Annotated in this window: 21 protein-coding genes; 10 read left to right on the plus strand and 11 right to left on the minus strand. The window is 70.9% G+C overall.

Going from position 1 to position 19,505, the window contains the following annotated elements; genetic code table 11:
* Position 1 precedes the first annotated feature (1 nt).
* The 3 genes from DEJ48_RS14355 to DEJ48_RS14365 form a co-directional block, all read right to left on the minus strand.
* The gene (locus tag DEJ48_RS14355; protein WP_150216494.1) at positions 2-253 is read right to left on the minus strand and encodes a hypothetical protein; all 252 of its coding nucleotides are present in this window, start codon (positions 251-253) and stop codon (positions 2-4) included.
* A complete protein-coding gene (locus DEJ48_RS14360; RefSeq protein ID WP_150216495.1) occupies positions 250-732 on the minus strand; it encodes a sigma factor-like helix-turn-helix DNA-binding protein in 483 nt (160 codons plus the stop codon). Before DEJ48_RS14360 ends, DEJ48_RS14355 begins: the two co-directional genes overlap by 4 nt.
* Positions 733-796: 64 nt before the next feature.
* A complete protein-coding gene (locus DEJ48_RS14365) occupies positions 797-1,315 on the minus strand; it encodes a MarR family winged helix-turn-helix transcriptional regulator (protein ID WP_150216496.1) in 519 nt (172 codons plus the stop codon).
* 156 nt (positions 1,316-1,471) lie between these two features.
* Between DEJ48_RS14365 and ilvA the strand changes: the two genes are divergently transcribed.
* From ilvA to DEJ48_RS14380, 3 genes are all read left to right on the plus strand, one after another.
* Positions 1,472-2,713, plus strand: coding sequence for a threonine ammonia-lyase (gene ilvA / locus DEJ48_RS14370; RefSeq protein WP_150216497.1), 1,242 nt, complete (start codon positions 1,472-1,474; stop codon positions 2,711-2,713).
* Between the two features lie 184 nt (positions 2,714-2,897).
* Positions 2,898-3,905, plus strand: a complete 1,008-nt coding sequence (locus DEJ48_RS14375; RefSeq protein ID WP_150216498.1) for an ATP-binding cassette domain-containing protein — start codon at positions 2,898-2,900, stop codon at positions 3,903-3,905.
* Entirely contained in the window at positions 3,902-4,765 is an 864-nt protein-coding gene (locus DEJ48_RS14380) for an ABC transporter permease (protein ID WP_190537401.1), read from the plus strand. The genes DEJ48_RS14375 and DEJ48_RS14380 overlap by 4 nt, the downstream gene beginning before the upstream one ends.
* A 66-nt stretch (positions 4,766-4,831) precedes the next feature.
* Here the strand turns inward: DEJ48_RS14380 and DEJ48_RS14385 are convergent, their stop codons facing one another.
* The gene (locus tag DEJ48_RS14385; protein ID WP_150216499.1) at positions 4,832-6,220 is read right to left on the minus strand and encodes a CoA transferase; all 1,389 of its coding nucleotides are present in this window, start codon (positions 6,218-6,220) and stop codon (positions 4,832-4,834) included.
* Positions 6,221-6,385: 165 nt separating this feature from the next.
* Between DEJ48_RS14385 and DEJ48_RS14390 the strand changes: the two genes are divergently transcribed.
* Positions 6,386-7,033 (plus strand): ClpP family protease, encoded by a 648-nt coding sequence (locus tag DEJ48_RS14390; protein ID WP_150216500.1) that lies wholly within the window; start codon positions 6,386-6,388, stop codon positions 7,031-7,033.
* Between the two features lie 18 nt (positions 7,034-7,051).
* Entirely contained in the window at positions 7,052-7,663 is a 612-nt protein-coding gene (locus DEJ48_RS14395; RefSeq protein ID WP_150216501.1) for a ClpP family protease, read from the plus strand.
* Here the strand turns inward: DEJ48_RS14395 and DEJ48_RS14400 are convergent, their stop codons facing one another.
* Both DEJ48_RS14400 and DEJ48_RS14405 read right to left on the minus strand, forming a co-directional pair.
* Entirely contained in the window at positions 7,664-8,050 is a 387-nt protein-coding gene (locus DEJ48_RS14400; RefSeq protein ID WP_150216502.1) for a helix-turn-helix domain-containing protein, read from the minus strand.
* An 85-nt stretch (positions 8,051-8,135) separates the two neighbouring features.
* A complete protein-coding gene (locus tag DEJ48_RS14405) occupies positions 8,136-9,020 on the minus strand; it encodes a helix-turn-helix transcriptional regulator (RefSeq protein ID WP_150216503.1) in 885 nt (294 codons plus the stop codon).
* 138 nt (positions 9,021-9,158) lie between these two features.
* Between DEJ48_RS14405 and DEJ48_RS14410 the strand changes: the two genes are divergently transcribed.
* Both DEJ48_RS14410 and DEJ48_RS14415 read left to right on the plus strand, forming a co-directional pair.
* Positions 9,159-10,211 (plus strand): NAD(P)-dependent alcohol dehydrogenase, encoded by a 1,053-nt coding sequence (locus DEJ48_RS14410; RefSeq protein ID WP_150216504.1) that lies wholly within the window; start codon positions 9,159-9,161, stop codon positions 10,209-10,211.
* A gap of 149 nt (positions 10,212-10,360) precedes the next feature.
* Complete coding sequence (locus DEJ48_RS14415; protein WP_150216505.1) at positions 10,361-10,747, plus strand: VOC family protein; 387 nt, start codon at positions 10,361-10,363, stop codon at positions 10,745-10,747.
* Here DEJ48_RS14415 and DEJ48_RS14420 read toward each other — a convergent pair.
* Positions 10,729-11,115 (minus strand): winged helix-turn-helix transcriptional regulator, encoded by a 387-nt coding sequence (locus DEJ48_RS14420; protein WP_150216506.1) that lies wholly within the window; start codon positions 11,113-11,115, stop codon positions 10,729-10,731. The genes DEJ48_RS14415 and DEJ48_RS14420 overlap by 19 nt on opposite strands.
* A gap of 24 nt (positions 11,116-11,139) precedes the next feature.
* On the opposite strand from DEJ48_RS14420, the gene DEJ48_RS14425 reads away from it, so the two are divergent.
* Complete coding sequence (locus DEJ48_RS14425) at positions 11,140-11,547, plus strand: YybH family protein (protein WP_150216507.1); 408 nt, start codon at positions 11,140-11,142, stop codon at positions 11,545-11,547.
* Here DEJ48_RS14425 and DEJ48_RS14430 read toward each other — a convergent pair.
* Positions 11,535-14,882, minus strand: coding sequence for a S8 family peptidase (locus tag DEJ48_RS14430; protein ID WP_223832044.1), 3,348 nt, complete (start codon positions 14,880-14,882; stop codon positions 11,535-11,537). The genes DEJ48_RS14425 and DEJ48_RS14430 overlap by 13 nt on opposite strands.
* Before the next feature lie 300 nt (positions 14,883-15,182).
* Here DEJ48_RS14430 and DEJ48_RS14435 point away from each other — a divergent pair, with 300 nt between their 5' ends.
* A complete protein-coding gene (locus tag DEJ48_RS14435; protein ID WP_150216508.1) occupies positions 15,183-16,781 on the plus strand; it encodes an InlB B-repeat-containing protein in 1,599 nt (532 codons plus the stop codon).
* Positions 16,782-16,850: 69 nt separating this feature from the next.
* Here the strand turns inward: DEJ48_RS14435 and DEJ48_RS14440 are convergent, their stop codons facing one another.
* Both DEJ48_RS14440 and DEJ48_RS14445 read right to left on the minus strand, forming a co-directional pair.
* On the minus strand, positions 16,851-18,113 hold the full coding sequence (locus DEJ48_RS14440; RefSeq protein ID WP_150216509.1) for an Ig-like domain-containing protein: 1,263 nt from the start codon (positions 18,111-18,113) through the stop codon (positions 16,851-16,853).
* A 250-nt stretch (positions 18,114-18,363) separates the two neighbouring features.
* On the minus strand, positions 18,364-18,693 hold the full coding sequence (locus DEJ48_RS14445; RefSeq protein WP_150216510.1) for a hypothetical protein: 330 nt from the start codon (positions 18,691-18,693) through the stop codon (positions 18,364-18,366).
* Between the two features lie 110 nt (positions 18,694-18,803).
* Here DEJ48_RS14445 and DEJ48_RS14450 point away from each other — a divergent pair, with 110 nt between their 5' ends.
* The gene (locus DEJ48_RS14450) at positions 18,804-19,100 is read left to right on the plus strand and encodes an LPXTG cell wall anchor domain-containing protein (RefSeq protein ID WP_190537403.1); all 297 of its coding nucleotides are present in this window, start codon (positions 18,804-18,806) and stop codon (positions 19,098-19,100) included.
* Here the strand turns inward: DEJ48_RS14450 and DEJ48_RS14455 are convergent.
* Positions 19,094-19,504, minus strand: a complete 411-nt coding sequence (locus tag DEJ48_RS14455) for a MepB family protein (RefSeq protein WP_150216512.1) — start codon at positions 19,502-19,504, stop codon at positions 19,094-19,096. The two genes, DEJ48_RS14450 and DEJ48_RS14455, sit on opposite strands and share 7 nt — an antisense overlap.
* Between the last annotated feature and the right edge of the window lies 1 nt (position 19,505).

Here is a 19,505-nt window from a genome sequence, read left to right on the forward strand (position 1 = left end):
GTCACCAGCGGGTCAGGGGTGGGGTCGTGTCCGTCGGCGGCTCCACCCACGGCCGGGCCACGGACGCCCACACGACGAACGCCACCGCGGCGACGAACAGCAGCGTCCACAAGGCCCGCCGCACCGCCGTACGGCGCCGCAGCGCCCGGCTGCCGCGCCGTACCGCGTCGTCGAGGAGTTCGGGCGGCACGACGGGCGTCGCGCCCTCCAGGAGGCGCCGGATCGCCTCCTCCTTGCGCTCGTACTGGCTCATGACGGCGCCGCCCCGCTCAGCGCCCTGGTCGGCGCGGGCCCGCGCGGCGGATGCAGCACCGTCGCGATCGCGCGGGCACAGATCACCCGGACCCGCTCGGCGGGCAGCCCGAGGAGCGCCGCTGTCTGCTCCTCCGCCACACCCTCGTACATGCGCAGGACGAGAATCAGCCGCTCCTGGGGGCTCAGCCGGCCCAGGACACCGCCGTGGCCGCGGTGTCGGCGCCAGGCCGCACGTCCGAAGCGCAGGGCGACCTGCTGGCGGGTGCGGTCGTACGGATCCTCGCCGCGCAGCCGGTCCCACGACGCGTACGTGTGCGCGAGCGCCGCGGTCAGCAGCGCACGCGCGCGTGGGTTGTCGTCGGGGGGCTCTGCGGTGAGCAGCGTCGCGGCATGCAGGAGCCGCCCTGCCGCGCCCGCGACGAACGCCTCGAACTCCCGGGCACGGCGGGCGCTCTGGAGCGCCTGCCGTTCTCGCACCGCGCCTCCCGGCCGGAAGGAAGGGGGATCCCGGTCTCATATGAGGCCAGAGGCAGGGCCGGGGTCAAGACTCCGGAGTGGCCGAAACCTCTCCTCCGGGTGCCGTGTGTGACGTCTGGCGCGCGGAGAGGGCGGAATTGAAGCGTGTGAGGAGCGCACAGAAGCTCTCGCGCTCCGCCGGGTCCCAGTCCTGCGTCAGCTCGGCCATCAGCTCGCGCCGCGAGGAGCGGACCTCGTCGAGTCGGGCCTGGCCGCGCGGCGACAGCTGGAGCACCACGGCACGCCCGTCCTCGGGGTGCGAGGTGCGCTTGACGAGGCCGGTGTCGACGAGCGGCGCGACCTGCCGGGTCACCGTCGAGGAGTCGATGCCCATGCTCGCCGCGAGCGCCTTGACGCCCATCGGCCCCTCCTTGTCGAGGCGGTTGAGCAGCAGATACGCGGCGCGGTCCATGGAGTTGCGGACCTGGCCGACGCCGCCGAGACGGGTCTGCTCCGCGCGGCGGGCGAAGACCGCCACCTGGTGTTGCAGGCTGTCCAGGAGGGCGGGATCGCTGGCGGTCGTCATGTCCGGAGTTGTGGGCATGGCCGGGGGCTCACTTCATGCGAGGGCGATGGGTTGGGGGCCAGGGTACGCGGCCGCGGCGCGTACCGTACCTGCGCTGCGCAAACCCACGCGATAACGGTCTCGTTCCTTGGTCATCCCAGGAGGACTCGGGCGTCGGCTGCAAGACTTGCCGTCATGAGCTACCGCACGCCGCACTCCTTGCCGAAGTCCCTCGCCACGGTGACCCTCGACGACGTGCGCGGCGCGCAGAAGATGCTCTCCGGAGTGGCCCGGATGACGGCGATGGAGGGCAGCAGGTACCTGTCCGGCCTGGTCGGGGCCCCTGTGCACCTCAAGTGCGAGAACCTGCAGCGGACGGGTTCGTTCAAGCTGCGCGGCGCGTACGTACGGATCGCGGGTCTGCTCCCCGAGGAGCGCGCCGCCGGAGTGGTCGCCGCCAGCGCGGGCAACCACGCCCAGGGCGTGGCGCTGGCCTCCTCGCTCCTCGGCGTGCGCTCCACGGTGTTCATGCCCGCCGGTGCGCCACTGCCCAAGGTGGCGGCGACGCGTGACTACGGAGCGGAGGTGCGACTGCACGGGCAGGTGGTGGACGAGACGCTGGCCGCCGCGCAGGAGTACGCGTACCGGACGGGCGCGGTCTTCATCCACCCCTTCGATCACGCCGACATCATCGCGGGGCAGGGCACGGTCGGCCTGGAGATCCTGGAGCAGTGCCCGGAGGTGCGCACCCTCGTCGTGGGCATCGGGGGCGGCGGGCTCGTGGCGGGCATCGCGGTCGCGGTGAAGGCGCTGCGCCCGGACGTGAAGGTGGTCGGCGTGCAGGCGGCCGGGGCCGCGGCCTATCCGCCCTCGCTCGCCGCGGGCCACCCGGTGTCGATCAAGAACCCGGCGACGATGGCCGACGGCATCAAGGTGGGCCGCCCCGGCGACGTACCGTTTCAGCTGGTCGAGGACCTCGTCGACGACGTCGTCACGGTCTCCGAGGACGCGCTCTCCAGTGCCCTGCTGCTCTGCCTGGAGCGGGCCAAGATGGTCGTCGAGCCGGCCGGCGCCAGCCCGGTCGCGGCCCTGATGAGCGATCCCGGGGCGTTCGAGGGCCCGGTGGTGGCGCTGCTCTCGGGCGGCAACGTGGACCCGCTCCTGATGCAGCGGATCCTGCGCCACGGCATGGCGGCGGCGGGCCGCTACCTCTCGCTGCGGCTGCGCCTCACCGACCGGCCGGGCGCCCTGGCCACGCTCCTCGGCGTCCTGTCGGAGGTGGACGCGAACGTCCTCGACGTGAGCCACGTGCGCACGGACCCCCGGCTCGGGCTCACCGAGGCCGAGGTGGAGCTGCAGCTGGAGACGAAGGGCCCGGAGCACTGCGTCGAGGTGGGCGCGGCGCTGCGGGCGGCGGGTTACACGGTCATCGACTGAGGCGGCGCTGTCGCGCGAGGACTTTGGAAAAACAGCTGAGCGAACGCGATGTATCGCGTTATGGTGTGCTCCTCGTCACCTGTCGCCGGGCGTCGGAAGTCCGGCAAAACTAAGCTTTTGCGCAGGAAATCCACCAGAAGCACCGGAATTTCACCGGAGCGATCCACACCAGGGGAGAACCCACATGCCAGGCGCCATCTACGCCGAAGGTCTGGTGAAGACCTTCGGCGACGTACGGGCTCTGGACGGCGTCGATCTGGATGTCCCGGAAGGTACCGTGCTCGGCCTGCTCGGGCCGAACGGCGCGGGGAAGACCACGGCGGTCCGCTGCCTGACGACGCTGCTCACGCCCGACAGCGGCAAGGCCGTCGTCGCGGGCATCGACGTACTGAAGCACCCCAACGAGGTCCGGCGCTCCATCGGACTCTCCGGCCAGTTCGCGGCCGTGGACGAGTACCTGACGGGGCGTGAGAACCTCCAGATGGTCGGCCAGCTCTACCAGATGCGGGCCAAGGAGGCGAAGGTCAGAGCGGCCGAACTGCTCGACCGGTTCAACCTCGCCGACGCGGCCGACCGCCCCTCCAAGACGTACTCCGGAGGCATGCGCCGCCGTCTCGACCTCGCCGCGGCGCTCGTCGTGTCGCCCCCCGTGATGTTCATGGACGAGCCGACCACCGGCCTGGACCCGCGCAACCGCCAGCAACTGTGGGAGGTCATCCAGGAGTTGGTCGCGGGCGGCACGACACTGCTCCTCACCACGCAGTACCTCGAAGAGGCCGACCACCTCGCGCACGACATCTGCGTCGTCGACCACGGCCGCGTCATCGCCCGCGGCACCTCCGACCAGCTCAAGGCCCAGACCGGCGGCGAGCGCGTCGAGGTCGTGGTGCACGAGCGCGAGCACATCGCCACCGCCTCCGAGGTCCTGCGCGGCTTCGGCAAGGGCGAGGTCGCCGTCGCCGAGCACACCCGCAAGCTGACCGTCCCCGTCACCGGCGGCGCGAAGCTGCTCGCCGAGGTCATCCGCGAACTGGACGCCCGCGGCATAGAGATCGACGACATCGGCCTGCGCCGCCCGACCCTCGACGACGTCTTCATCTCCCTCACCGGACACGCCGCCGAGGTCGCGGACGAGACCAAGGGAGACGGCGCCGACGCCAAGTCCAAGCGCAAGAAGGAGGCCGACAAGTGAGCACCGCAACCGAAGCGAGGCAGTCCCTGGCGCCCCGGCCCACGGGCGGCGTGGGTCAGTCCGTGCGGGACTCCCTGGTCATCGCCCGCAGGAACCTGATCCGGATGTCCCGCATCCCCGAGATGGTCCTGTTCGGGGTCATCCAGCCGGTGATGTTCGTGGTCCTGTTCACGTACGTCTTCGGCGGGTCCATGAAGATCGGCAACAGCACCGATCCCGATGTCTACAAAGACTTCCTGATGGCGGGCATCTTCGCGCAGACCGTCACCTTCGCCACGGCGGGCTCGGCGGCGGGCATCGCCGACGACATGCAGAAGGGTCTGGTCGATCGCTTCCGCTCGCTGCCGATGGCGCGCGGCGCGGTCCTCACCGGACGCACGGTCGCCGACCTCGTCCAGACGGCGATCACCCTCGTGGTCCTCGCGGTCGTGGCGCTCCTCGTCGGCTGGCGGACGGGCTCGGCGGAACCGACCAACGCGGGCAGGATCCTGGCGGGCTTCGGACTCCTGCTCCTGCTCGGGTACGCGTTCACGTGGATCGGCGCGCTCATCGGCCTCTCCGTCCGCACGCCCGAAGCGGCCACGTCGGGAGGCATCATCTGGCTCTTCCCCGTCACCTTCATCTCGAACGCGTTCGTGGACTCCAGCCAGATGACCCCGTGGCTGCGGCACGTCGCCGACTGGAACCCCTTCAGCGCCATCGTCCAGGCCTGCCGCCAGCTCTTCGGCAACCCAGGGGTCTCACCGTCCAACGCCTGGCCCATGCAGCACCCGGTCTGGGCCTCGCTGCTCTACTCCATCCTGATCGTCCTGATCTTCCGCACGCTGGCGGTCCGCAAGTACCGCTCGGCGCACGGCTGAGCGGCGAGCACGCACGAAGCACGAGAGCCCCTGTCCCGCGGCGCGGGGACGGGGGCGGTCGTGACGTCAGGTGTCGCTCCATTGCGGGGCATCCGCTCCCCATATGCCCGGCGGACGGTCCCAGTTCGCCGGGCCTCCGTCGTACGACACCGGCGGCAGCGCGTGCCGCAGGCGGCCCATGGGACTGTCGGTCTCGGTCAGCCAGTGTTCGGCGTCGAAGGGCTCGTCCTCGCCCGGCGCGGGCGCCAGGTCGTTGATCAGCCAGTGCGCGGTCCGCGCCAGCGCCAGGCGGACCAGCCGGGTGCCGCCCGTACCGTGCTGCTCGGTGAGCGCGCGAAGGACACCGGCCGCGAGCAGATACCCGGTGCCGTGGTCGAGTGCCTGAGCGGGCAGAGTTCCGGGCGCGTCCGGCGAGCCCTCCAGCTCGGCGACGCCGGTGGCCACCTGGACCAGGCTGTCGAAGCCGCGCCGCTCGCGCCACGGCCCGTAGCGGCCCCACGCGGAGAGCTGGGCGATCACGAGACCCGGATGGCGCTCGGCGAGCTCCTCGGGCGTCAGACCGAACCGTTCCAGCGCGCCCGGCCGGTAACCGGTGACCACCACGTCCGCCGCATCGAGCAGTCCCTCGAAGAGCCTGCGGTCGGCGGCCTGCCGCAGGTCCAGGGTGGTCGAGCGCTTCCCCATCCCCGTGTCGTTGTGGGCCTCCTGACTCTCCGGCAGCTGAGGGGCGTCGATCCGCAGTACGTCGGCACCGAGCAACGCGAGCGTCCGGGTGGCGACCGGCCCGGCCAGCACCCGGGTCAGATCCAGGACGCGCAGCCCCGCACAAGGCAGTGCGGCACGGCCCGGCACTCGAACCGGGGCATCATCGATGCGCGCCGTCGTCAGCAGCGGCTGCCCCGCGACCACGAGCCCCTGCTCACTCCTGGCCCAGGCCTCGGGGCCGCGTGCCGCGACGGCCAGGCCGCCCGCCGCGTACACGGTCTCCTCCACCTCTGACGCCGTGCGCCCGGCGATCGCCCGGGCCACCGCGTCCACCGCCTCCTCGCCGGCGCACTCCGGCACCCCGAGGGCGGCGAGCAACCGCGCCCGGTGGTGCGGGTAGTTGGCGTGCGTGCGGACCCATCCGTCGGTCGCCCGCCAGAACCGTGACAGCGGGGCGAAGGTCGACCACGCCCGCCCGTCGACCCGTACCAACCGGTCGCTGACGAACGCCGTCGCGACCGCCTCGTCATCGACCCGCACACGGGGCACGGGGCGCCCCGTGCGTACGGAAGTGAGCTCGGCGGCCGCGAGCGAGCACACCGCGACGGTGGCCCGAGCCAGCTCCATGACGGGCAGCCGCGCCGGAAGCCCTCCGGACGAGCCGCCGTAGGACACCCGGCCGAGCAGCGAAGCGTCGGCACTCAGTGCCGCCCAGGCCTGCGAGGTGCCCGAGCCGATGGAAGTGTCCATGCCCCCCACTGTGGCACCGAGTGCCACTGCGGGGAACCCCTCCCCGCCCCTCTGCCCTCAGCGAATCTGCCACGGGCCGAGATTTCTGACAGGGGGCGTCGGTGCGGGCAACAGTGAAGGCGGAGCGGGGCGTTGGGCTTCGCTTCGAGGGACCTGGGAGGCGTCATGGGAGTGCGGGACAGGGAGCGGGACATGCGGGGCGAGGAGGGGGAGACCGCGCCGTCGCGGTTCGACGATCACCTCGCCGCGCAACTGCTCAACCAGCGGATCGTGTTCCTCGGGACGCAGGTCGACGAGGTGTCCGCCAACCGCGTGTGCGCGCAGATGCTGTTGCTGTCGGCGGAGGATCCGAAGACCGACATCAGTCTGTACATCAACAGCCCGGGCGGGTCCGTCACCGCCGGGCTCGCCATCTACGACACCATGCGGCTCATCCCGAACGACGTGGCGACCCTCGCCATGGGATTCGCCGCCAGCATGGGGCAGTTCCTGCTCAGCGTCGGCACCGCGGGCAAGCGGTTCGCGCTGCCCAACGCGCGGATCATGATGCACCAGCCCTCCGCCGGCATCGGCGGCACCACCGCGGACATCGCCATCCAGGCCGAGAACCTGGAGTTCACGAAGCGGACCATCGAGCGGCTCACCGCCGAGCACACCGGGCAGAGCGAGGAGACGATCTCGCGGGACGGCGACCGCGACCGGTGGTTCACCGCCGAGCAGGCCAAGGAGTACGGGATGGTCGACCACGTGGTCGCCTCCCTGGACGACGTGCGGCCCGCGGGGTCGAAGCGCCGTATCGGGCTCGGGATCTGAGGGAGAGGGAGGAAGACAGTGAGTCAGTACACGATTCCCACCGTCGTCGAGCGCACCCCGCAAGGTGGCGAGCGCGCCTACGACGTCTACAGCCGGCTGCTCTCCGAGCGGATCATCTTCCTCGGGACGGAGATCGACGACGGCGTCGCCAACGTCGTCATCGCGCAGCTCCTGCATCTGGAGTCGTCCGCGCCGGAGCGCGAGGTCTCCATCTACATCAACTCGCCCGGCGGATCCTTCACTTCGCTCATGGCCATCTACGACACGATGAGCTTCATCACCACACCGATCTCGACGTTCTGCGTCGGCCAAGCCGCGTCGACGGCCGCCGTGCTGCTCGCCGGCGGCGACCCGGGACGGCGGCTCGTGCTGGACCACGCGCGCGTGCTGCTCGGGCAGCCCGCGAGCCGCGGCCAGCAGGGAACCGTGTCCGACCTCAGCCTCCAGGCCAAGGAGATGCTCCGGATCCGGTCGCAGGTGGAGGAGGTGCTCGCCCACCACACGCACCACGACATCGCGACGCTCCGCGCCGACATGGACCGCGACAAGGTCTTCACCGCGCAGGAGGCGGTGGCGTACGGGCTCGCGGACCAGGTGCTCAGCAGGCGGGCCCTGCCGGCCGCGGCCTGATCAGGCGGCCAGGCGGACCTCGCCCTGGTACGACGCCCTGGCCGGCCTCGCGCGGGGAAGGCCGGCCAGCCGCGTCTGGGCCAGGGAGAGCAGATCGGGCAGGCCGAGGCCCAGCGCGTGGGCGGCGGCCGCGAGGACCTCGGACGAGGCCTCCTTGCGGCCGCGCTCCAGCTCGGAGAGGTAGGGCATGGAGATCCGGGCGGCCTCCGCCACGTCCTTGAGCGTGCGCTCCTGCGCGAGGCGCTCACCGCGCAGGACGTCGCCGACGACGTCGCGCCAGAGGGGTTCCTTCTCCCCCGCGGGCCGGGCAGGGGTCGGCGCCGCCTTGACCGGGCGCAGAGGGATGACGCGGGCTTCGTTCGCCTTCGGGCGCTCTTGGCTGCTCACTCGCTCAGCGTAGGAGCGATACGGCCGTCGGCGCAGCGTGGCGGGTTCCGCCTCCCGCGAAATCGGACCGTACGGCAGCAGGCCGTCACTTCTGCGGCGAACCCACGGCCGACGCGTCCCTGCCCCAGCTCGCGAGCAGCCGCAGGCCCTGTGCCGACGCCGAGTCCGGCTCCGCGTGGTACATCATCAGGGACTGGTCGCAGTCGTCGGGCAGCCGCAGCGTCTCGAAGGACAGCGTCAGTTCGCCCACCAGCGGATGGTGCAGGCGCTTGACGCCGTGCCCCTTCTCGCGGACGTCGTGCGTGGCCCACAGACCCCTGAACTCCTCGCTCTTCACGGAGAGTTCGCCGACGAGGGAGGAGAGCTCGGGGTCGTTGGGATAGCAGCCCGCGTCCATGCGCAGGTAGCTGACGATGTCCGACGCCTTCTGCTCCCAGTCCACGAAGAGGTCGCGCGAGCGCGGGTCGAGGAAGCAGACGCGCGCCCAGTTCCGGTCGGCCGGCGCGAGCTCGCCCCAGTCACCGAAGAGCGCCGCGGCGAGCGCGTTCCAGCCGAGGATGTCCGTGCGGCGGCCCACCACGTACGCGGGCACGGACTGGACGGAGTCGAGGAGCTGCTGCAGCGCGGGCCGCATGTGCTGCTGGCGCACCGCCCGCTTCTTCTTGAGCGTCTTCGGCTTCGCGAGCCGCGTCAGGTGGGCGTGCTCGGCGTCGGTCAGGCGCAGGGCGCGCGCGATGGCGTCGAGCACCTCGCCGGAGACGTTGCGGCCGTTGCCCTGTTCGAGCCGGGTGTAGTACGCGACGGAGACCCCGGCGAGCTGGGCGAGCTCCTCGCGGCGCAGGCCGGGCACCCTGCGGTGCCGTCCGAAGTTCGGCAGGCCGACGTCCTGGGGCTGCAGCCGCGCCCTGCGGGTGCGCAGGAATTCGCTCAGCTCCGCCCGACTGTCGAGGAGCGCGGGGTTCTCGTCCATGCTGTCCAGTATCCAGGGTCGCCGTCCGGTATCCAGGGGCGTACGCCCGGGAGCCTGTCCCCGCCAGTGGTAGGCACAGTGGTCGTAGGCAGAACGGGTGTCTGGGTGGCACCGCAGGTCAGTGGCAGCCTCGATGACATGACTGAGCAGATCACCACCGTTTCCGCCTACGCCGCTCCCGCCCCCGAGGCGCCCCTGGAGCGGACCACCGTGCCGCGCCGCGCCGTCGGCGAGTTCGACGTCCTGATCGACATCAAGTACGCCGGTATCTGCCACTCGGACATCCACCAGGCCCGCGACGGCTGGGGCGAGGGCATCTACCCGATGGTGCCCGGCCACGAGATCGCCGGTGTCGTCGCCGAGGTCGGCCCCGGTGTCACCAAGTTCACCGTGGGTGACCGCGTCGGCGTCGGCTGCATGGTCGACTCCTGCCGCGAGTGCGAGAACTGCAAGGCGGGCCTGGAGCAGTACTGCGCCCAGGGCAACGTCCAGACGTACAACGGGATCGGCAAGGACGGCGAGCCGACCTACGGCGGCTACTCCACGCACATCGTCGTCGACGAGGCGTACACCCTCCGCATCCCCGACGGGCTCTCGCTCGACGTGGCCGCGCCGCTGCTCTGCGCCGGCATCACCACGTACTCCCCGCTCGCCCACTGGCACGCGGGCCCCGGCAAGAAGGTCGCCATCGTCGGCCTCGGCGGTCTCGGCCACATGGCCGTCAAGATCGCGCACGCCATGGGCGCCGAGGTCACCGTCCTCTCCCAGACCCTGCGCAAGAAGGACGACGGCCTGAAGCTGGGCGCCGACCACTACTACGCGACCAGCGACGACGCCACGTTCGAGCAGCTCGCGGGCTCCTTCGACCTGATCCTCTCGACGGTCTCCGCGCCGCTCCCCCTGGACAAGTACCTGGGTCTGCTGCGCACGGACGGCGCCTTCGTGAACGTCGGCGCGCCCGAGGAGCCGGTCTCCCTCAACCTGTTCTCCGTGATCGGGGGCCGCAAGACCCTCGCGGGCTCCGGCATCGGCGGCATCCAGGAGACGCAGGAGATGCTGGACTTCTGCGCGGTGCACGGGCTCGGTGCGGAGATCGAGCTGATCCGCGCCGACCAGATCAACGAGGCGTACGAGCGGGTCCTCGCCAGCGACGTGCGCTACCGCTTCGTGATCGACACCGCGACGATCTGACGCGTCCGCGCGGCCTGGTCCTAGGCCCTGCGGCGCACCACGGCGGGCCCGGCGACCGATGTGTCGCCGGGCCCGCCGGTCCTACGGTGGTTCCCGGACCGGACAACGGCACGGACAACGGCAGGACCGGCGGACCGGGAGGTCACACGATGTCGATCGAACTCAACCACACCATCGTCGCGGCACGGGACAAGAAGGCGTCCGCCCAGTTCCTCGCGGACATCCTCGGCCTGGAGGTGGGCCCCGAGTACGGCCCCTTCGTCCCGGTGGCGATCCCCAACGGCGTGACCCTCGACTACTACGAGCGCGACGGCGGCCCGTTCGTGCCCCAGCACTACGCCTTCCTCGTCTCCGAGGACGAGTTCGACGAGATCTTCGGCCGCATCAAGAGCCGCGGTCTCACGTACTGGGCGGACCCGTACCACCGGCGCGTCAACGAGACCAACACGAACGACGGCGGCCGCGGCGTCTACTGGGACGACCCGGACGGCCACAGCCTGGAGATCATCACGCGGCCCTACGGCTCCGAGGGCTGAGCGGGCACCGCGCCCCAGTCCCACAGGGCTTGCAGGACCGGGCCCAGCGCACGGCCGCGCGGGGTGAGCCCGTACGTCACCGTGGTGGGCCAGCCCGGGGTGCGGGTCCGGTGGACCGCACCGGCGGCGACCAGCTGCGCGAGGCGCTCGGTCAGGGTCTTGTCGGACAACTGCGGCAGCGCCGAGGCGAGTTCACCGTACGCGGCCGTGTCGCGGCGCAGCAGTTCGCGGACGACGAGCGTGGTCCAGCGGCCGCGCAGCGCGGCGAGCGTGATCTCCACGGGGCAGTCGGGGCTCGGGGCGGTGACCTCCGCCGACGCGTCATCCGGCAGCCCGGGGCGTGCGGCGCTTACCGTTCGGTGAGTCACGAGAGGGCCTCCTACGGTTCAGCCATGACCGACAGCAGGAGTAACACGACGACGCCCGGCCTGCCCACACGGCCCGAGGACGTCCCCGCCGCGTTCGCCGCACGCTTCAACAGCGGCGACGCCGGGGCCGTGCGCGAGCTCTACGAGGAGCGGGCCGCCTTCGTGCCCGAATCGGGGGACGCCGTGCACGGCGATGCGGAGATCGCCGCGGCGAACGCCCCGTTCCTCGCCCTCGGCCTCCCGATCACCGTGCGCCCCCGGCACATCCACGTCGCCGGAGACATCGCGCTCCTGATCGTCGACTGGGAGATCGGCGCGGGCGAGGCGCGGTCCACGGCCACCGACGTAGTGCGGCGCGGCACCGACGGGTGCTGGCGATACGTGATCGACAGTCCCTTCGGTGCCGCGCCGGGGCAGGACTACTTCGCGTAGAACGCGTTGTAGATCGACAGCGTCGACTTGTTGCCCTTCTTGTCCGCGATCTTGGCGTGGAACGAGATCGCCTTGTTCTTCGCGGGGTTCTTCACGGAGATCTTGCCGCCCGTGACCGTGACCTTCTTCCAGGTCTGGCCGTAGTCGTAGGAGACGTACACGGCAAGGGACTTGAGGTTCGAGCCCGCGGCCGCGCCCTGGACCGTGACCGGTACGGACTGCTTCTCGTCCGCCTTCGCCCGGCTGTCCAGGCCGACCTTCGGGCTGAACCGCACCGTGGAGACCGGCAGCTTCGCCTCGTCGACCTTCTTGGAGCGGAAGCTGAAGCTCGCGTCGATGCGCGTGGAGGCCGCGCCCACCTTGACGCTGCGCTTCACGGACGTCGACAGCTTGTACGCGGCGTCGCCCGACGGAACCTTGAACGACTTCTGGCCGGTCAGCGGGTCCGTGTTCTCGCCGATCTGCGTGCCGTTGCGGGTCAGCGTCGTCTTGACCGACGTGTACAGCGAGTAGCCCGCGTGGGTCTGGCCGTCGGCGAAGACGGGCAGGTCGCCCACGATCTCGTTGCCGCGCCGGTAGACGCCGTACACGCCGCCGATGCGCGGCCCGAAGACGGCCGTGTTGAACGTCTTCTCGTAGGTCGCGCCCGGCTTGAAGGTCTGCGAGGCACCCAGCGTGTAGGCGGTCTCCAGGGTCGGCCAGCCGTCCGGGTCGTTCGGGTCGGGCGGGCCGTTCTGCTCGAACTCCAGGCCCCACTTGACCTTGTCGCCCGTGGAGACGTACAGCCTGCGCTCGGTCGGCAGCTTCGTCGGGACGGAGACGGACCAGCCGCCGTCGACGTCGGGCAGCTCGGCGGCAGCGCGCAGCGAGCCCGTCTTGCCGCTCGCGGCCGCGCCGAGCCCGACCTTGAGCGTGGCCAGGTCGGTCGCCTTGTAGTGCTTGGTGTAGCCGGTGGCGAGCTGCTTCACCTTGCCGCCGGAGGTGACGTTGTACTCGGTGTTGTCACCCTTGGTCCAGACGGCGGGCCACGACTGGCTGAGCGTGACGCCGGTCGGGGCGGCGCCGATGGCACCGGTGCGGAAGTTCTTGTACTCGTCCATCAGCCAGCCGAAGCCCGCGCTGAAGTCGGGCGTCTCGACCGTGTAGTCGGGTGCGGCGAGGACGCCCTTGAGGTCGGTCGCGGGCACGGTGACGTCGACCGGCTTCGCCGTCCGCGCGTCCACCGTCACCGTGGTGTTCTTGGTGACGTCGACCTTCGGCTGGGCGAGCCAGTCGATGCCCTTGGAGAGGTCCGCCAGGTCGACCGCGACGTTCGAGTCGAGGACGTAACTGCCCTTGGGGACGCGGAGCTTGACGGTGCCCGACGGGTCGTACGAGCTGCGGTCGGTGCCCCTGGCGCCGCCGGTGAGGCCGACGAACGAGTCCATGTAGTGCTTCGTCGGCTGTCCGTCACGCCCGAGGTGCTTCACGGTGACGTCGTACGACTCCACCTCGCGGTCGACCGCGGCCGCGGTGCGCACGGACTGGCCGCCGCCCTCCGCCACGACGAACGCGGAGTACGCGCCGTCGACCGTGCCTCCGAGCTTGGAGTCCGCCGTCAGGTCCACGGAGGCGGTGCCGCCCGCGGGGACGGTGACCTTCTTCGCGCCGAGGGTGAAGAAGCCGGCCGGGGCCGGGCGGCCCTTCGGGTCGGTCGCGGACACCGTCAGGTCGAGGGTGACCTCGTCCTTGCCGAGGTTCCGGTAGGTGACCTTCTTGGTGACGGGCTTGTCGTCGGTGTGCGGCCACTGCTGCGTGCCGAAGCTCACCGACGACGGGTCGGCGATGACGGTCTGCTTGATGGCCCTGTCGACGGCGATACGTCCCGAACCCTGCTGGAAGGCGGTGTAGTTGCCGCCCTTGGTGGAGCCGGCGAGCGCGCCCTTCAGCTCCGTGTACTTCCAGTCCGGGTGCTGCTGCTTGAGCAGGGCGGCGGCGCCCGCGGCGTGCGGGGTCGCCATCGACGTACCGGAGATCGTCAGGTAGCCCGGAGGGTTCTGGCCGACTTCCTTGTCGATGACGGAGTCGTCCGCGGCGGCGGCCGTGATGTCCACGCCGGGCGCGGTCACGTCGGGCTTGATCGCGCCGTCGCCGACCCGCGGGCCCTGGCTGGAGAAGTCCGCCAGCTTGTCGTTGTCGTCGACGGCGCCCACGGTGAGGGCGGCGTCCGCGCTGCCCGGGGAGCCGACCGAGCCGGGCTCGCCGTCGTTGCCCGCGGCGATCGCGAAGAGGATGCCCTTGTCCTTGGAGAGCTTGTCGACCTGCGCTTCGAGCGGGTCGATGCCGGGGGCGTCGGGGCCGCCGAGGCTCAGGTTGACGACGTCGGCGCCCTGCTCGGCCGCCCAGTCCATGCCGGCGAGGATGCCGGAGTCGTCGCCGTAGCCGTCGTCGTCGAGGACCTTGGCGTTGAGGAGCTTGGCGCCGGGTGCGACGCCCTTGAACTTCCCGCCGGACTTGGCGCCCGTGCCGGCCGCGATGGACGCGACGTGCGTGCCGTGGCCGTAGCGGTCCTTGGCGTCGGCGGAGTCCGTGAAGTTCTTCTCCGCGATCACCTGGTCCTTGAGGTCGTCGTGCCTGGTGTCGACGCCGGTGTCCAGGACGGCGATCTTGACGCCCTTGCCGTCGTACCCGGCGGCCCACGCCTTGTCGGCGCCGATCTGCTTGACGCTCTTGTCGAGGCTCGCCTTGCGGACGCCGTCGAACCAGACGTGGTCGATGCCGGACGCCGCGGTGCGGTCGGTGCCCTTGCCGCTGGTGAGCGCGGCCCACAGGTCGCCCGCGTCCTGCTTCGGCGTGCTGACCGCGTCGGCGTTCAGCGCCTTCAGGCTCCTGCGGACGGTGGTGTCTCCGGCGCCCCGGACGTCGGCCTTGGCTGCGGCCGCCGAGCCCTTGTAGCCGACGATGACCTTGAGGGCCTTCTTCTGTGCCGCACGGTTGCGCTTCTTGTTCAGCTCCGTGACGTCGAAAAGGCGCCGGTCGACGGTGCCGTCGGCGATCAGGCGCTGCGCGTCGGCGGGTATCAGCAGCGTGTGACCGCCGCTGTGCCGCACCTGTACGGGTATGTGTTCCCGGCCCTTGGCGCGGTCCAGGCCGACCACGCGTCCGTCGGCGTCGAGGACGGCACGGTCACCGGTGATCAGCGTGACGCGGTCCTTGGCCGCGCCATTGCCGAGCACGCCCCCCGCCGCTGCCGTCTGTCCTGCGGTGGCCGGGTCCGCGGCCGCGGGGCTGGTCATGCCCGCCGCGAGTGCCACGGCGACCGCCGCGGCGACACTGGCCCCGCACGCTCTCTTCACTTGTCTGTGCAAGTCTCCCCCTGGAGGTAAAGGGGCTACGGCCCCTCGGACGACGAAGTATGCCGAGGGGCGAACACGCGCTCAATAGCGGGACAGAAGTACAGAGTTGAGGCTGTCCGAATTTCATGACGCCTTAACGGCAATTGGCCTGATCCGGCCAATTCGGGAATACGGACCGTCGCCCTCTCGGTTTCCCCGTGCCGGAATGGACGCGGCCGTGTGAGTGCCGCGGCCGCGCGCTCGGGTGACGTACCCGGGCCCGCGGTTGCCGCCCGCCCCCGCAGTGGAACGACAAGCGCCATGATCCCGACGCCCTCTTCGCGCCCCCGCGGCTCGATCCGGCTGGCCTGCCTCTGCGCTGCCGCCCTCACCCTGTCCACGGCCGCAGCGGTGGCCGAACCCCACCCGTCGGACCCGCACCCGTCGGGCCCCCGCCCGTCCGCGAACGAGAAGGACGTCCTGCGGGAGCGCACCGTCGCCCTGGACGTCGCCGACTACCGGTGGCTGTGCGCGTCCGGCGGCTTCGGGCGGGCCGCCGAGCACGCCCTCGACCTCTTCCCCGGCGTGCGGATCACCCTCGTCCAGGACGGCCGCTCGGCGCACGAGGACACCGTCACGTGGTCCGGCCACGTCAAGGGCGCCCCGGACCAGCAGGCGGTGTTCTCGGCGACCCATGTGTGCGGCCCCGCGAAGGGCAGCCGGCCCGCCGTGGAGACCCGCCCCGTCCAGCGCAGGCCCGTCGTCGACGCCCTGGTCGACCTGGGCACCCGCACGTACCACCTCACCACCCTGCCCGGCGAGCGCCCGCGCCTGCGGATCACGGAGGAGGACCCCGGCGCGCGCCGCCGCCCCGCGGCCGACAACGGAGCCCTCGACGACCGCGCGGCCCGCGACCTGCACGACTCCCTCGCGCACCGCGCCCCGGCCGACCCGGCCGACCCCGTCGTCATCGACGTGCTCGCCGGATACACACCCCCCGCGGTGCGCCGGGTGGGCGGCGAGCAGGCGATGGCGGCCCGCATGGGCATGGCCGAGTCCTATATGAACCAGGCCCTCGCGGACAGCGACGTCGCGGCCCGGATCGACATCATCGACACGTACGACACCGGGTACACCGGCGACCAGACGGCCGCCGAGATGCTGGAGAAGCTCTCCGACCCGCAGGACCGCGAGCTGGGCGCGACCGCGCACCGCAAGCGCGAGGAGCTCGGCGTCGACCTGGTCACCGTCATCAACGACGTGCCCGTCGGCTCGTCGGGCCAGGCCAGCCTGCCCACGAAGGGCCAGTTCGACGACGAGCTGGCGTACTCGGCCGTGGACGTCCAGTCCCTCAGCGAGTGGTACAACCTCGGGCACGAGCTCGGCCACAACCTGGGCCTCTTCCACGATCGCGCGACCCTCGACCGGCAGGCGGGCCCCGAGGGCTACCGCGAGCTCCTCAACTCCCCAGGCGGCACCGGATGGATCACGCCGCGCCGTGACCACCACACCGTGATGGCGTACGCGAAGAGCTGCGGGCAGCCCTGCAAGCCCGTCAACCAGTACTCGAACACCGAGAACACCGTCGAGGGCCAGCCCCTGGGCGACGAGAACAACAACAACGCCGCGCTGGCCCGCAGGTCCGCCCCCGTCGTCGCGGGCTACCGCACGCTGAAGGCGACCCGCGCCCGGCACCGGCTCACGCTCGACGCGGCCCCGAACGGCACGGTCCGCCCCGCCGTCTACGGGCCCTACACCCCGGGGACCACGGTGGGCGTCACGGCGAAGCCCGCGGCCGGGTACCGCGTCAGCGCGTGGATCGTCGACGGCAGGCGCCACGCGATCACGGACGAGAACGTGACGATGACGATGGACCGCCCGTACAAGGTCAGCGCGGTCTTCACGCCGACCGGGGCGTGACAGCCGGACGTGGAAGCGGCCCGCACCCCTCACGGGGTGCGGGCCGCTTCCGTACGCGACAGCCGGGGCTCAGACCGCCGAGCCGGCCTTCCACTGCGCCCAGTCCATGTTCCAGCCGTTGAGGCCGTTGTCCGGGGCGATGGTCTTGTCGCCGGTGTTCCGGACGTCGACGACGTCACCGGTGATCGAGTTCTCGTAGAACCAGGAGCCCGGCGTGCTCTTGTCGCCCGCGCCCTTGGCGTCCTGGAGGCCGATGCAGCCGTGGCTGGTGTTGGCGCCGCCGAAGATGGACGGCGAGCCCCAGTAGTTGCCGTGGATGAACGTGCCGGAGTTCGACAGGCGCATGGCGTGCGGGACGTCCTTGATGTCGTACTCGCCCTTGCCGTCGCCGTCCTTGAAGCCGACGGTCGCGCCGTCCATCCGGGTCTCCTTGAACTTCTCGGAGATCACCATCTTGCCGTTGTACGTCTTGTTCTCGGGCGAGCCCGCGGAGATCGGGATGGTCTTGACGACCTTGCCGTCCCGCATCACCTTCATCTGCTTCGTCTTGGCGTCGACGACGGAGACCTGGTTGCGGCCGATCTTGAACTGGACGGTCTTCTGCTGCACGCCGTAGACCCCGTCGGCGCCCTCGACGCCGTCGAGGTTCAGCTTCAGGGTGACCGTGGAGTTGCCCTTCCAGTACTGCTCGGGCCGGAAGTCCAGGCGGTTCGCGCCGAACCAGTGGCCGGAGATCTCCTGTCCGCTGCTGGACGAGACCTTGACGGCGGACTGGACTTCCTTCTTGTTGGTGATCGCCTTGTCGAAGTTGATCGACACGGGCATGCCGACACCGACGGTCGAGCCGTCCTCGGGCGTGAAATTGCCGATGAAGCTGTTGGCCTTCGAGACCGTCGTGAACGCCGAGTTCTCGTGCGCCTTGCGGCCCTCGGAGTCCTTGGCGGTCGCCGAGATCTTGTACTTCGTGGCGCGCTCCAGCTGGACGCTGGGCTTCCAGCTCTTCTGGTCCGCGGATATCTTCCCGGCGACGGCGGTGCCGTCGTCGGACTTCATCGTCACGTCCGTGAGCGTTCCCTCGCTCACCGTGACGGCGGCCGCGCTGTTGATGCTTGCGTTGTCGGAGCCGTTCTTGGGGGCGATCTTGATCTGGGCCGCGGAGGTCTTCTTCGCCGCCGCCTCGTCGACCTGGTTCTGCGACTCCTTGCCGCCCGAGGCCTTGTCGCCGTCGTCGCTGCTGCACGCCGAGAGCACGAGCACGCCGCTCACCAGGGCGGACACGGCCGCGGCGCTCTTGCGCCCGCGTCCGAGCCCGCGACGCCTACTGTCCGTCATCACACGCATCTCCATAGTTGCCGAATCCCCAGAATCAACCCCGAGAGTCCCCCGTAATCCCGCATAACGTCCTGCCCGGTTCGTCCCGTTCCACTACCGCGAAGAGTGTGGGGAACACCACGTTCCCGGTACTGGAATTGTCTCTCGTCGCCCCTCGGGCGGACGAGGCGAACCGTGCGGGGGTGAGACGACGGAACCCCGGGCGGCGGTTGCTGCCCGGGGTTCCCGATTCCGCATTCTTCAATCCGGACTACAACTCGTCGTCCTCGTCATCATCCCCGTCCGGGTCCCAGTCCGGTGCGTCGGGGTCGTAGTCGACCGACTCACTGCTCCACGAAGCCTGGGTGAGTTCGGTGCCCGGCACCTGGCTGACCAGGTCGAAGGGGTCCACGAGGTAGGCGAGCGCCTCGGCGACGTCCTCCTGGACCGCGGTCTCGGCGTGCGCCCGCTCCTCGGCGGGCATCTGCTCGTCCTCGGCGATGTGACCGAGGGCGGCGCCGGTCAGCTTCTCCGCGTCGCCCACCTCCACGACCATTTCGACCCTGAGCCGTACAAACCGTGATGTCTCGTCTCCACTCATACGACGGAGGGTACGGCCCCCGGAGCTCGCGACTTTCCCGCGACCCGCACCTTTCATTAGCATCGCCCCACACGGCCAATTCGCCAGCGCCACAAGGGGGATCCGATTCCGTGTCCGCACGCCGATCACTGCTGACCACCGCCGCCGCCGGAGCCCTTCTGGGCGCCCTGTGCTTCGTCCCCTCCGCCAACGCGACGTCACCGGCGACGCACGAGGCCCCCCGCGGCGAGAGCTCCCCGTCGCAGCACGAGACCACCACCGAGGCCTCCGGCCACCTCGCGGATACGGGCTCCTTCGACACGACCCCGTACGTCGTCGGCGGCACCGCGTTCCTGGGCCTCGGCGCGGGCTTCGTGGTGTTCTCGGCCCGCAGAGAGCGCACGACCGGCGGCAAGGTCTCCTACTGAGCGGTCCGCAGATAGAGGGCCCGGGCACGGGCCGGATCCACGGTGCCGTGCGACGGCAGCAAGAACTCCACCTGCCACGACTGCGCCTTCTCCGCCTGACGGTTGGCGGTGGTCACCCACGGCGGACAGACGCGGAAGGCGCGCTTGCCGCCGGAGCCGCCCGTCGACACGACACCTTGCGCGCGCAGCGCCTCCAGAGGGAAGACGAACTGGCCGGCCTTGGTCGGTGTCGTCCTGGCCTCGCGGTAGCGGACGCGCAGACCGTCGAGGGTGAACGTGTGGGCGGCGTAGTCGGCGCCCTCCGGCTCGGGCTCCGGCTGTGACCAGGTGAATCCGCAGGGGGCGTGGACCAGGGCCTTCGCCGTCGAGAGGTCGGACGGCGGGTGCGCCCGATTCGGTGTCATG

It is taken from the genome of Streptomyces venezuelae, assembly GCF_008642315.1.
In the GTDB taxonomy this organism is placed as follows: Bacteria; Actinomycetota; Actinomycetes; order Streptomycetales; family Streptomycetaceae; genus Streptomyces; species Streptomyces venezuelae_D.

What these genes read in the sequence shown, in the direction of transcription:
- DEJ48_RS14405 (WP_150216503.1), bottom strand. Translation starts at nt 9,020, where the DNA reads ATGGACGAGAACCCCGCGCTCCTCGACAGTCGGGCGGAGCTGAGCGAA.
- DEJ48_RS14425 (WP_150216507.1), top strand. Translation starts at nt 11,140, where the DNA reads ATGACCGACAGCAGGAGTAACACGACGACGCCCGGCCTGCCCACACGG.
- DEJ48_RS14455 (WP_150216512.1), bottom strand. Translation starts at nt 19,504, where the DNA reads ATGACACCGAATCGGGCGCACCCGCCGTCCGACCTCTCGACGGCGAAG.
- DEJ48_RS14390 (WP_150216500.1), top strand. Translation starts at nt 6,386, where the DNA reads ATGGGAGTGCGGGACAGGGAGCGGGACATGCGGGGCGAGGAGGGGGAG.
- DEJ48_RS14435 (WP_150216508.1), top strand. Translation starts at nt 15,183, where the DNA reads ATGATCCCGACGCCCTCTTCGCGCCCCCGCGGCTCGATCCGGCTGGCC.
- ilvA (WP_150216497.1), top strand. Translation starts at nt 1,472, where the DNA reads ATGAGCTACCGCACGCCGCACTCCTTGCCGAAGTCCCTCGCCACGGTG.
- DEJ48_RS14385 (WP_150216499.1), bottom strand. Translation starts at nt 6,220, where the DNA reads ATGGACACTTCCATCGGCTCGGGCACCTCGCAGGCCTGGGCGGCACTG.
- DEJ48_RS14375 (WP_150216498.1), top strand. Translation starts at nt 2,898, where the DNA reads ATGCCAGGCGCCATCTACGCCGAAGGTCTGGTGAAGACCTTCGGCGAC.
- DEJ48_RS14410 (WP_150216504.1), top strand. Translation starts at nt 9,159, where the DNA reads ATGACTGAGCAGATCACCACCGTTTCCGCCTACGCCGCTCCCGCCCCC.
- DEJ48_RS14355 (WP_150216494.1), bottom strand. Translation starts at nt 253, where the DNA reads ATGAGCCAGTACGAGCGCAAGGAGGAGGCGATCCGGCGCCTCCTGGAG.
- DEJ48_RS14445 (WP_150216510.1), bottom strand. Translation starts at nt 18,693, where the DNA reads ATGAGTGGAGACGAGACATCACGGTTTGTACGGCTCAGGGTCGAAATG.
- DEJ48_RS14365 (WP_150216496.1), bottom strand. Translation starts at nt 1,315, where the DNA reads ATGCCCACAACTCCGGACATGACGACCGCCAGCGATCCCGCCCTCCTG.
- DEJ48_RS14440 (WP_150216509.1), bottom strand. Translation starts at nt 18,113, where the DNA reads ATGACGGACAGTAGGCGTCGCGGGCTCGGACGCGGGCGCAAGAGCGCC.
- DEJ48_RS14415 (WP_150216505.1), top strand. Translation starts at nt 10,361, where the DNA reads ATGTCGATCGAACTCAACCACACCATCGTCGCGGCACGGGACAAGAAG.